Genomic DNA, 11,548 nt, shown 5'->3' on the forward strand with positions numbered 1-11,548 from the left:
CCGGCGTCAATAACAACACCCGTCTCGGGTCTGCAGCTCAGGAGGCGCCATGTCACGCGAATATCCCGTGATTGCCATTACCGGCTCGTCCGGCGCAGGAACCACCACCGTACGGCGCGCGTTCGAGCGCATGTTTTCCCGCAAGGGCATCCGGGCCGCCTTTGTAGACGGTGACGCCTTTCACCGCTATAGCCGCGAAGACCTGGCGCGCATCTTTCGTGATGAGCCCGAGCGCAAGCACGAACTCTCGCACTTTGCCGTCGAGGCCAACCTGCTGGACCGTCTGGAGCGTCTGTTTGCCGAATACGGCGAGCACGGTACCGGCACCTACCGCCACTATATCCACGCCGAAGACAAGCGCATGCTGGAGGCTGGCTATCATGTCGGCACCTTCACCGAGTGGCAGCCGCTGCCCACCGGCACGGACCTTCTGTTCTACGAAGGGCTGCATGGTGGACTGGTGTCCTCCCAGCATGATCTTGCCCAGCATGTCGATCTGCTGATCGGGGTGACGCCGACGGTCAATCTCGAGTGGATTCAAAAGATTGACCGCGACATCAATATGCGCGGGCATTCCCATGAGGCGGTGGTGGATACCATTCTGGGACGAATGCAGGACTACGTGCGCTATATCGTGCCGCAGTTTTCCCGCACGCATATCAATTTTCAGCGGGTACCCACGGTCGATACCTCCAACCCCTTTGAGCCGCAGGCGATTCCATCCGATGCCGAATCCTTCGTGGTGATTCGCTTTCGCGACCGCGACAGCGCAGATTTTCCTTATCTGCTCACCATGCTGTCAGGTGCTTTCATGACGAGGCCCAATACGCTGGTGGTGCCCGGGTCGCAAATGCCGCTGGCCATCGAGCTGATTCTGGAGCCCCAGATCGAAGCGCTGCTGGCGCAACGTCGCTTTAGATAGGTGTGTCGGCGTCAGCGATAATCATTCATTCTTGACCAGGGAGTGTTCATGTCCACGATCTTTACCAAAATCATCAATCGCGAGATCAATGCCAGCATCGTCTTTGAAGACGATGAGGTGCTGGCGTTCAATGACGTCAATCCGCAGGCGCCGGTACACGTGCTGATCATCCCCAAAAGGGAGATCGCAACGCTTAATGACCTTACCGAAGAAGATGCGACTCTGGTGGGCAGGCTGCATCTTGTTGCGGCGAAAATTGCCCGTGACAAGGGGATTGCTGAAGATGGCTATCGTGTGGTGATGAACTGCAACGAGCAGGGCGGCCAGAGTGTCTACCATATCCATCTGCATTTGATGGGCGGGCGTCAAATGAGCTGGCCTGCCGGCTAGGAACATCCTCGCGTTCGTTAAAGGCGCCGGTCATCAATCTGCCGGCGCTTTTTGATTTCCGCGCCTTGAGTTCCTGTTCCCGAGCCACGGCAGCGTGTCGCATGGAGCAAAAGTCTTTGTTGTTGATGATCCAGCGTCGCCAGTCTGAACGATGGCCGCTATAGTCAGGGCATCACACGTCATGTTTATCGTGAGCGATCTTGAGGAGTCATGCCATGTCCCGTCGATTCACGCGCAGCGATCGCTTTGTTGATCAGCTGGACACCATGCTTCGGACCCTGGTGCCGGGTACCACGCGCGCCAGTCGAGCCCGGCCCGGCATGGCGGTTCGCGATCAGTCCATGACCGCGGATGAGACCCGACACGCCATCGATGTTCTCCGCCATCATCATCGCGCTCGCGTGATTGGTCAGGGGGTGTATCAGGGGCAGCGGTTCGCCACGGGCATCAGCAGCCGCTACCAGCCGGTAGACGATTTATCGGTTCGAGGCATCGATCATCTTGACTGGTGCGATACCCGTCTTGCCGAACTTGGCGGGAAGCCATCGCGTCTGACGCCCTTTTATTACACAACGTCGCTGAGCGCCGGCATGCTGCTGAGTCGACCCCACCGCGCGCGCGGGCTTGGTCTGGTCAATCTGGCGGAAACGCTTCAAGGCGAGTCCCTGGAACGTCAGCTGGAGGCGCTGCCGGCAGGGGACAACAGGTCGCGCGCCATCATCCGTCAAATGCTGGATGACTGTACGCGTCACGCACGCGTAGCGCTTGAAGCCGGTGGCCAGCGCTGGCCCGGCGGCTGGCGCTGGATAAGCTCGCTGGGGGCCCGGGCATGCGAATGGCGACGCCTGCGCCGCCATTCATCCGGTGACATGATCAACTGATCATTCTCGCTCGCGGGGCTCTATCTCCTGCATTGTCGCGGAGTCAATCCTGCGGGATTCGGTCGAAATGGGGGAAAGCTGGGTCACGACACCGGCCTCGTCTTCCTCCTTTTCATGAGAGAACAGATCCCACGCCGCAATAAACAGCGCTGCAATCAGCGGGCCGATCACGAAACCGTTGATCCCGAAAAGCGCCATGCCCCCAGGGTCGAAATCAAAACGACATAGTCAGGCAGCTTGGTATCCTTGCCCACCAGCAGCGGGCGCAGGAAATTATCGGCAAGGCCGATGACCACGACGCCCACAAAGGTCAGAATGATGCCGCTGGCGATGTTGCCGGTCAGCAGATAATAAACGGCGACCGGCGCCCAGATCAGGGCAGCGCCGATGGCAGGCAGCAGCGACAGGAAGGCCATGATGACGCCCCAGAGCAAGGGGGCTTCAATCCCCAGACCCCAGAAGGCCAGCCCTCCAATGGCACCCTGAGTGGCGGCCACAATAATATTGCCCTTGACCGTGGCACGGGTGACCGTAATGAACTTGTTAAGCAGCTGATACTTGTAGCGTGCACTCAGGGGAATCGCCTGGCGAATGCGACGCCCCAGGGGGACACCATCGCGAAACAGGAAAAACAGCAGATAAAGCATGATGCCCAGACTGATGAAAAACTGCAGCGTGTTCTGGCCGATGCTCAATGCCCTTGAGGCGAGAATCTGGCTGCCTTGTGCTGCGCCTTCGGAAACACGGTCACGCAGTTGGGAAAGGTCTCCCACGCCTGCGCTTTCGAGCCAGCCATCGACCGTGGGCGGTAATGCCTGGCGTGCCTGCTCAATGTAGGCACCGATATCCAGATCGCCGGTGCGAATGCGCTGATAAACGCTGGTGCCTTCCTGTACCAGTGAGCCGGCGATCAGGGTAACCGGGATGATGACGATAAAGATGCAGATCAGGACATTGGTCAGCGCTGCCAGATTGCGTCTTCCGCCATAAAGGCTCAAAAGGCGCCGCTGCAGGGGCATGAACACAAGTGCCAGAATAACGCCCCAGAACACGGCGCTGAAAAAGGGCAGCAATATCCAGACAAAGGCAACCGAGACGGCCACCAGCAGTAGCTCAAACGCCCTTTTTTCAATCGGTTTTTCCATACTTTCTCCTGCTTGGCCATGACGTCAGCAAGTGCTGACCGGCAGTGCCTGTCACCGTCGTAAAAAACCCGGCATAACGCCGGGCATGTCATCTTCAGTGTAGTCAGACTGCGCTACACGACATTGATTCATCGCAGTGTTCAGCGCTGAAGGCCGTTGTCAGGCTTCAACGATTTCCCATGAGTGGGTGATCTCGACGCCGCCTTTGGCAAGCATCAGTGAGGCACTGCAATATTTCTCGGCCGAAAGCTCCACGGCGCGCTTGACCTGAGCTTCCTTGAGCGAGACGCCCGTCACCACAAAGTGAAGGTGAATGCTGGTAAAAACAGCCGGTGTGGTGTCGGCGCGCTCGGCCTTGAGCTGGGCAACACAGTCCGTCACCCTTGCGCGCGCCTTTTCAAGGATGTTGATGACATCATAGGCGCTGCATCCACCAAGTCCCATCAGAACCATTTCCATGGGGCGAGGGCCAGTGTTGCGACCGCCATTATCCGGGTTGCCGTCGAGAATGACGGCATGACCACTGCCGGATTCGGCCACGAACTGTCGGCCATCGGTCCATTTGATATTGGCTTCCATGAGTCTTGCTCCGTACGAATAAAGAGGTGAACCCTCTCACGGGGTGATCGGGACAGACATCAGGTCATGTCACTGATGCGAAACGTGTTGCTCAAGAAGGGCCAGACGTTCGGGGGTGCCAATATCGGACCACTCTCCCTGATGGTAATGGCCGCCGAGCCTCTGCTGCTCAATGGCGTTGATCAGGCAGGGTTTCAATGGGCAGGGCGTATTGTCGGTCAGATCTGCCACCAGGGAGGGATGCATGAGCGCCATGCCGGCATATACCAGGCGGGGCTCTCCCTGCTCGTGAAGGCGGCCGGTATCGTCCAGGTGAAAATCTCCCCGGAGATGATGCTCCGGCGGATCGACCATGACCAGGCGCGCCAGATCATCTCCCAGCGGTGTCATCATCTCGGGCGTCATGTCGCACCACACATCGGCGTTGACCAGCCAGAAGGGATCCTCTCCCAGCAGAGGCAGGGCGTGACGAATACCACCGGCTGTCTCGAGTGCCGTGGGCTCGACGCTGTAGCGCAATCGAACCCCGTGGCGGGCGCCATCTCCCAGAGCCGTCATGATCTGCTCGCCGAGATAGCTGACATTGATGACAATATCGGTCATGCCCACCGAGCGAAGCCGCTCGATATGATATTCGATCAGCGGCCGCCCACCGACCCTGAGCAATGGCTTGGGGCAGTTGTCAGTCAATTCACGCATGCGCGAGCCGCGTCCAGCGGCAAGAATCATCGCTTTCATGTCAACTCTCCTGGCAGCCGGTACGATGCTGAATCAATCGTGCGTCCAGGGCGGGTACGAAACAGGTATCAAACCACTGCATGAAGGTTTCAAAGCCGGGCTGGCCCGTTAGCCCCTGGCGAACATGCTCGGCAAACAGGGGCAGGAGGGTAAGATAGCGTGGTTTGTCATCGCGCAGTGCCAGGCGACAAAAGCCGCCCAGCACCTTGAGGCTGCGCTGGGCGCTGGTCAGATCGAACATCCGCCGAAACGCTTCCGGGGCCACGGGCGCCATGACACCGGCGTTTTGCGCCTGTTGACGCCAGGCCTCGATCCAGCGCTCCTGGTCGCTTTCAGGCCATGCATTGTTGCGATCGCGTAAAAGACAGACCAGATCGAAGGTCAGCGGTCCGAGCACTGCGCCCTGAAAGTCAATGACCCAGAGTCGGTCGTCATGCCACATGAGATTTTGTGCGTGAAAATCGCGATGAACGCAGACTCCGGGCTGGGCGGCTACTGCGGTGACCAGTTGCTCGCGCACCTGCGGCCAGCCCTCGGGCACAGCAATATCCAGCCATTGAGCCAGACACCACTGAGGAAAAAGGTCGAGTTCCTCACCAAGCCACTGTGCATCATAAACCGGCAGATCGTCGGCCGGCAGAACCGCAATGGCCACCGAGGTGCTGATGGCCTGCATCATGAGCGCTTCGCGCTGATCGTTGTGGGCAAGACGCTGACGCAGCATCTCATCGCCCAGATCTTCCATCTCGATAAACCCCTGCTCCAGATCGACATGGTACAGCTCGGGCACCGGGATGCCTCGGCTTCGCCACTGTCGAGCGATCTCCACGAAGGCATGGCTGTTCTCGCGCTCCGGTGGGGCGTCCATCAATATGCGCGAATGGCCGTTATCAAGATGCAGGCGAAAATAGCGTCGAAAGCTGGCATCATCTGTCACGATCTCAAGCTCGGGAGCTGCCGTCTCAAGGCCGTGATGAGATGCTGACCAGTGGCGCAGGGCGTCAAGGCGCGCTGTCATGGGAACTCCTGGTTGACGGTACGGTTGCGGCACCGCATGCTGAGCGCTCAAGGACCGCAACAGACACTTTTATCGCTGTTTTCAGGCTGCTGCAGTGTCCAGTGCCGCGTACCATACCGATTTTTAAAAGCAATCACACCGCTTCATTGCAAGGAAGAACAAGGATCATGGGCCAGCGTATCTTCTGGACCGCCGCCTCGCTGACCGGTCTTCTATCGACCATGGCTCAGGCGGCGCCCCAGCCACTGCCTGCAAGCGAACTTGACTGGCAGGCGTGGGGGGATGACCGCCCCGCCAATGCGCTGTGTCGGGGCCGCTATATCATGCCGGATTATCGTATTGATGCCGGTAGTACTCAGTCACAGGTGCGTACTGAATCCGACGATGCCGGATATGGTAGCAATGGTGAAACCCTGCTGGATGGTGAAGTTGTCCTGCGCCAGGGAGATGAGCAGCTTGAGGCGAAGCGTGCCACGCTCAACGAGGCCCGCACGAATGTGTCGCTGGAGGGGCCTGTCGCCTATCGCCAGCCCGGTTTTCTGGTACGTGGCGACAGTGGCGAGATGGCGCTCAACAGCGATGCTGCCGAAATTGATCAGGCCCACTACGTGGCGCACCAGCAGCGTCTGCGCGGTGATGCCGGCCAGCTGGCGCGCCTCGAGGATGGCCGCTATCGGCTGCAGGATGCCTCCTTTACTACCTGTGAGCCGCAGTCCAGCCTCTGGAAACTGGTCAGCAGCGACATCACGCTGGATCAGAAAAGAGGCTACGGCACTGCGACTCATGCCCGGATGGAAATCGAGGATGTGCCGGTCTTTTACTGGCCCTGGTTACGATTCCCGATCGATGATCGCCGTCTGACCGGATTCCTGTGGCCCTCCGTCAGCTATGGAAGTGACTCGGGGCTTGATTACGCCCAGCCGTTTTATCTCAATCTGGCACCCAATTATGATGCCACTATCACGCCGCGTGTGATTTCAGGAAGGGGCGAGGCGATCGGTGGGCAGCTGCGCTACCTCTTTGATGAGGATGCCGGCACGCTGGAAGGCAATTATCTCGGCCACGATGACGGCGGCGATGACAAGGACTTTGAGGGCGAAGACCGCTGGTTCGTGCGCTATGCCCACGACGGACGCTTCTCACCGCGAACCACCTACAATCTGCGCTATGGCGCCGCCAGTGATGGCGATTATTTCGACGATTTCGGTCAGACCTTCGAGCAGCAGGACACCGACAACCTCGAACGGCTGGCGCGTCTGAACTATCAGGGGACCACCTGGAATCTGCAGGCGCGGGCCCGCGGCTACCAGAAACTTGATGAGCCGCTGCGCGATGACGACAAGCCCTTCTATGAGTTGCCGGCATTGCTGGCCAGCGCGCGCTGGGATCAGGCCGGTGGGTTTTATGAGGAGTTCAATTCCAGCGCCACCTATTTCTGGCGTGACGTCAACTATAGCGACCCTTCGATCATCCCGCAGGAATCTGCTACCGGTGCGCGCGTTCACGTTGCCCCTGCCGTGGGCTTTCGCCGTTCTCCTTCCTGGGGATTTTTCGAGCCTCGTGCGCAGCTCATGGCCACCCAGTATGACCTTGACTGGCATGACCGTGAAGACACCTCGGGCTTTGAAAATTCGCCCAATCGGGTAATGCCGGTCCTGTCGGTCGATTCGGGACTTATCTTCGAGCGTGATGCCAGCATTTTTGGCAGCGACTGGCGCCAGACACTGGAGCCGCGCCTGTACTACGCCTATGCCCCGTACCGTGATCAGTCCGAGCTGCCGCAGTTTGACAGCCGTGAGCAGCCGCTGTCCTATTCGCAGCTCTGGTCACCTTACCGGTTCAGCGGCACTGACCGTATTGGAGACATCAACAAGGTGTCCTACGGCGTCAGTACCCGTTTCCTTGAAGATGATACCGGTCGTGAACGGTTGGCGTTATCGGTGGGTCAAAGCCACTACTTCGAGGATCGTCGCGTCGTCGATGCTCGCTTTGAAGACCGCGTCCTCAATGAGCAAAGCAATCTCTTTTATCGCAACATGCGCGACCGCTCTCCGATTGTCGCCGAAGCCGATTGGCAGATTACCGATCGCTGGTCGGCCCGACAGTCACTTTTCTACGACGATCATCGCAATCGTACTGAAAAGGCCACTTCCTACCTGACCTATCAGGACACGGACAACCTGATCCTCAATATGGGGTATCGATGGACCGTTCAGGACTTTGATCCTTTCGGAGATCAGGATGACCGCCTGACCTATAACCGTGAAGAGTACGATCTGTCGGCAGCGTATCGGGTGACACCGGCAATTTCACTGCTGGGTCGCTATCTGTATGATCAGACCAACAATCGAACGCTCGAAACGCTGGCAGGGGTGCGTTTCAATGATTGCTGTTACGGCGTTCAGCTCGCCTGGCGTGATTATATCGACGATAACGATACGGCTCGCATCAGTGATGACGATCGCAAGCAGGGCCTCTTTTTGTCCTTTATTTTCAAGGGGCTTGGCAGTGTAGGGCAGGGCAGCACTGATGGTTATTTCTCCGAGGCCATTCCCGGGGTTCGGGAAGACGACTTCGGCGCCTATACCGGCGTGAGCAACTAAATCATACGATCGTCTGCAACCGGACGATAACCCGTAGCGAAGGCACGACCTTGCTGCACCACTGACGTCAGGTCAGTGTCATGAATGAGAAGAGAGATGTCATGAAAGCACGCAACGCAAACACGCTGGCCGCTCTGGGCCTTGCGCTGAGTCTTTCCATGTCGCCGCTGGCGACGGCTGCGGTGCAGCCACTGGATCGCGTCGTTGCCGTGGTCAACGATGACGCCATCATGTCCAGCGATCTGGACCAGCGTGTCAGCCAGGTGCGTCAGCAGATGCAGTCACGCAACATTGGCATGCCCGATCAGAATGAGCTGCGCGAACAGGTGCTCTCACGCATGATCACCGAGCAGATCGAACTGCAAATGGCCCAGCGTGCCAACCTGAGTGTCAGCGACAGCGACCTTAATCAGGCCATGCGAGGCGTTGCTCAGCGCAACAACATGACGCTTGAGCAGTTTGCAGATCGTGTCGAACAGGAAGGCATGAGCTATGCCCAGGTGAGAGAGCAGGTGCGCCGTGAGCTGCTGATCACCCAGGTGCAGCAGCGCAGCGTGGCAAGCCAGGTCAACATTTCCGATCGGGAAGTGGATCAGTATCTGAAGCAGGCCGGCAGCAATGCCAATACGCAGTATCATCTGGCGCATATCCTGACCTCCGTGCCGCAGGCGCCAACGCCTCAGCAGGCTGAAGCAGCCCGTCAAAAGACCGAACAGCTGCGTCAGGAAATCACTTCGGGACGGGCGAAGTTTCAGGAAGTTGCCGCTGCGCAGTCCGATGGTCCGCAGGCACTGGATGGCGGCGATCTGGGCTGGCGCTCCGGTGCCGAGATGCCCAGTATCTTTGATGATGTCGTACCGCGTCTGAGTGTTGGTGAGGTCAGTGAGCCGATCCGCAGCCCCAGCGGCTATCATCTGATTACGCTTCTGGACAAGCGCGGCGGTGGTAATGCCGATCAGCAGCGAGAACAGATTCGACGCACGCTGTTCCAGCGCAAGGTCAACGAGGAGCTTGAAGCCTGGACGCAAGAAATTCGTGCCTCGGCCTACGTTGATAATCGACTGGAACAGGGCGACGGTACCTCGCCGTAATGGGCTGTGCCCTTTTCGGGTGCCGGCATTGATCACAGGCCGCGAGCGATCCTCGCGGTCTTTCATTGATGCCGGCGATTATTTTTATGCAAGGATCATTCATGTCACGACAACCGGCCCCCATGCGCGCACGAAAGCGTTTTGGGCAGAACTTTCTTCAGGATCATGGGGTTATCGAGCGCATTGTCGGCTCGATACACCCGCGAGAGGGTGATCGGCTGGTCGAAATCGGGCCTGGTCAGGGGGCTTTGACTGAAGAGTTGCTGGCAGTGCATGGCTCGCTGGAAGCCATTGAACTTGATCGCGACCTGATTCCGGGTCTGCGCACGCGCTTTTTCAACTATCCCGGCTTCAACATCATTGAAGGGGATGCGCTGGCGTTCGATTTCAGGACCTTCCGAGGTGAGGGGGCGCCACTGCGTGTGGTCGGCAACCTGCCCTACAATATTTCCACGCCGCTGATCTTCCATCTTCTGAGCGCTGGAGATGCGGTGCGTGACATGCACTTCATGCTCCAAAAGGAAGTGGTGGCCCGTCTCGCTGCTGAGCCCGGTACGGGGCAATGGGGCAGGCTATCGGTCATGACCCGCTATTATTGTGAGGTCGAATCACTTTTCGATGTGCCGCCGGAAGCCTTTCTGCCTCAGCCCAAGGTGGACTCCAGCATTGTGCGCCTTGTTCCCTGGCAGGTACGGCCCCACGTCGCGCATGATGAGAATCTGCTCTCGGATCTGGTGCGCCGCGCCTTTGCCCAGCGCCGCAAGACGCTTCGTAATAACCTGCGTGATGTCATGAGCGCCGAGACACTGGAGTCGCTTGGCATCGCCCCCACGCGCAGACCGGAAACCCTGAGTGTCGGTGAGTTCGTGACGATGGCCAATCACCTGTCCGAGAACGCCTCATGAGTGAGCCTGCCCGGGATATCGTGGTTGAGGTTGAAAGCTTTTATCTGCCGCAGGAGTCAGATCCTTCGCAGCAGCGCTTCGTGTTTGGCTACCGGGTCGCCATCCGCAATCAGTGGGAGTATTCCATACAGCTTCTGGCGCGCTACTGGCGGATTTCCCTGGGCAGTGGCGAGATACGTGAAGTGCGCGGTGAAGGAGTGGTGGGTAGACAACCCATGATCGCACCGGGCCTGCCCTTCAATTACAGCAGTCGCGCCATTCTTGACAGCCAGGTGGGTGTGATGGAAGGCAGTTATACCTTCATGGCGCCGGCGCTGGGAGAGACGTTTGATGTGACCATTGCACCCTTCCGTCTGGCCTGCCCGCTGCACCTGCATTGAGGTCTCAATGCTGTGCCCTGAAAGGGGGCGATGTCTTGTTCATTCAATGGTTCTGGAGTAGACAATGACGATCTGGGTCATCGGTGATTTACATGGCTGTGGTCATGAGTTTGATGCGCTGCTCAAGGCCATCGATTTTGTTCCCGGGCGCGATCATTTGTGGCTGACCGGAGACCTGGTCAACCGCGGTCCGCAGTCACTTGAAACGCTTCGCCGGGTGTATGAGTTGCGTGAACATGCAAGCGTCGTGCTGGGCAATCATGATCTTCACCTTCTGGCCGTGGCCTTTGGCCACGGGCGTCTCAAGCCTTCGGATACGTTGAGCGATATTCTTGAGGCGCCCGATCGTGAAATGCTGCTGGAGTGGTTGCGTTGTCAGCCCTTGATGGTCGAGTCCCAGACGCACCAGTGCGTCATGACCCATGCCGGCCTGCCGCCGCAATGGTCGATCGAGCGTGCCCGTCAGTACGCGCGCGAAGGTGAGGCCATGCTGTCTTCACGCCAGTTCCTGGAGTTCCTGCCTTACATGTATGGCAATGAGCCGGCGCGTTTCGAGCCGGGTCTTCGCGGCAATGATCGCCTACGCGCGATCATCAATGTCTTCACCCGCATGCGCTTCATCGATGCCCGCGGCACACTTGATTTCAGCGCCAAGGAAGGACTGGACAGCGCGCCCGAGGGCTTCAGTCCCTGGTTCTGTTTCGAGCGAGGCGATACTGAACGCTTGATTTTTGGCCACTGGGCCGCTCTGGAAGGTCGTGCACCCGGTGCGCGAGCCAATGTGCGATCCCTGGATGCGGGCTGTGTCTGGGGCGGAGCGCTGATGGCCATGAATCTTGACACCGATGAGGTGGTCACGGTCGCCGCACGGTCGCAGGGATAGTGTCGATAACGGC

General features: G+C 58.6%; 13 protein-coding genes. 8 read left to right on the forward strand and 5 right to left on the reverse strand.

Going from position 1 to position 11,548, the window contains the following annotated elements; all coding sequences use genetic code 11:
* Positions 1–49: 49 nt before the first annotated feature.
* The 3 genes from B9G99_RS11910 (at position 50) to B9G99_RS11920 (ending at position 2,193) form a co-directional block, all read left to right on the forward strand.
* Positions 50–922: a phosphoribulokinase gene (locus tag B9G99_RS11910; RefSeq protein WP_086622348.1), complete on the forward strand. Its 873-nt coding sequence runs from the start codon at positions 50–52 to the stop codon at positions 920–922.
* A 48-nt stretch (positions 923–970) separates the two neighbouring features.
* Positions 971–1,312 carry a histidine triad nucleotide-binding protein gene (locus tag B9G99_RS11915; protein ID WP_086622349.1) on the forward strand — a complete coding sequence of 114 codons (342 nt, stop codon included), beginning with the start codon at positions 971–973 and terminating at the stop codon, positions 1,310–1,312.
* 215 nt (positions 1,313–1,527) lie between these two features.
* Entirely contained in the window at positions 1,528–2,193 is a 666-nt protein-coding gene (locus tag B9G99_RS11920) for a 3-demethoxyubiquinol 3-hydroxylase (protein WP_086622350.1), read from the forward strand.
* Here the strand turns inward: B9G99_RS11920 and B9G99_RS17055 are convergent, their stop codons facing one another.
* From B9G99_RS17055 to B9G99_RS11940, 5 genes are all read right to left on the reverse strand, one after another.
* Complete coding sequence (locus B9G99_RS17055) at positions 2,194–2,364, reverse strand: hypothetical protein (RefSeq protein WP_227875800.1); 171 nt, start codon at positions 2,362–2,364, stop codon at positions 2,194–2,196.
* Positions 2,361–3,338, reverse strand: a complete 978-nt coding sequence (locus B9G99_RS11925; protein WP_227875801.1) for an AI-2E family transporter — start codon at positions 3,336–3,338, stop codon at positions 2,361–2,363. The genes B9G99_RS17055 and B9G99_RS11925 overlap by 4 nt, the downstream gene beginning before the upstream one ends.
* A gap of 159 nt (positions 3,339–3,497) precedes the next feature.
* On the reverse strand, positions 3,498–3,917 hold the full coding sequence (locus B9G99_RS11930) for an OsmC family protein (protein WP_086622351.1): 420 nt from the start codon (positions 3,915–3,917) through the stop codon (positions 3,498–3,500).
* A 69-nt stretch (positions 3,918–3,986) separates the two neighbouring features.
* Entirely contained in the window at positions 3,987–4,655 is a 669-nt protein-coding gene (murU, locus tag B9G99_RS11935; RefSeq protein ID WP_169712221.1) for an N-acetylmuramate alpha-1-phosphate uridylyltransferase MurU, read from the reverse strand.
* A gap of 1 nt (position 4,656) precedes the next feature.
* Entirely contained in the window at positions 4,657–5,673 is a 1,017-nt protein-coding gene (locus tag B9G99_RS11940) for an aminoglycoside phosphotransferase family protein (RefSeq protein WP_086622352.1), read from the reverse strand.
* Positions 5,674–5,840: 167 nt separating this feature from the next.
* Between B9G99_RS11940 and B9G99_RS11945 the strand changes: the two genes are divergently transcribed.
* From B9G99_RS11945 to B9G99_RS11965, 5 genes are all read left to right on the forward strand, one after another.
* Positions 5,841–8,276 (forward strand): LPS-assembly protein LptD, encoded by a 2,436-nt coding sequence (locus B9G99_RS11945; RefSeq protein WP_086622353.1) that lies wholly within the window; start codon positions 5,841–5,843, stop codon positions 8,274–8,276.
* Between the two features lie 101 nt (positions 8,277–8,377).
* The gene (locus B9G99_RS11950) at positions 8,378–9,367 is read left to right on the forward strand and encodes a peptidylprolyl isomerase (RefSeq protein ID WP_086622354.1); all 990 of its coding nucleotides are present in this window, start codon (positions 8,378–8,380) and stop codon (positions 9,365–9,367) included.
* A 101-nt stretch (positions 9,368–9,468) separates the two neighbouring features.
* Positions 9,469–10,272 (forward strand): 16S rRNA (adenine(1518)-N(6)/adenine(1519)-N(6))-dimethyltransferase RsmA, encoded by an 804-nt coding sequence (gene rsmA, locus B9G99_RS11955; RefSeq protein WP_086622355.1) that lies wholly within the window; start codon positions 9,469–9,471, stop codon positions 10,270–10,272.
* Positions 10,269–10,652, forward strand: a complete 384-nt coding sequence (apaG, locus tag B9G99_RS11960) for a Co2+/Mg2+ efflux protein ApaG (protein ID WP_086622356.1) — start codon at positions 10,269–10,271, stop codon at positions 10,650–10,652. Before rsmA ends, apaG begins: the two co-directional genes overlap by 4 nt.
* Before the next feature lie 64 nt (positions 10,653–10,716).
* Positions 10,717–11,535: a symmetrical bis(5'-nucleosyl)-tetraphosphatase gene (locus tag B9G99_RS11965; RefSeq protein ID WP_086622357.1), complete on the forward strand. Its 819-nt coding sequence runs from the start codon at positions 10,717–10,719 to the stop codon at positions 11,533–11,535.
* Positions 11,536–11,548 lie beyond the last annotated feature (13 nt).

It is taken from the genome of Kushneria konosiri (assembly GCF_002155145.1).
Lineage (GTDB): Bacteria > Pseudomonadota > Gammaproteobacteria > Pseudomonadales > Halomonadaceae > Kushneria > Kushneria konosiri.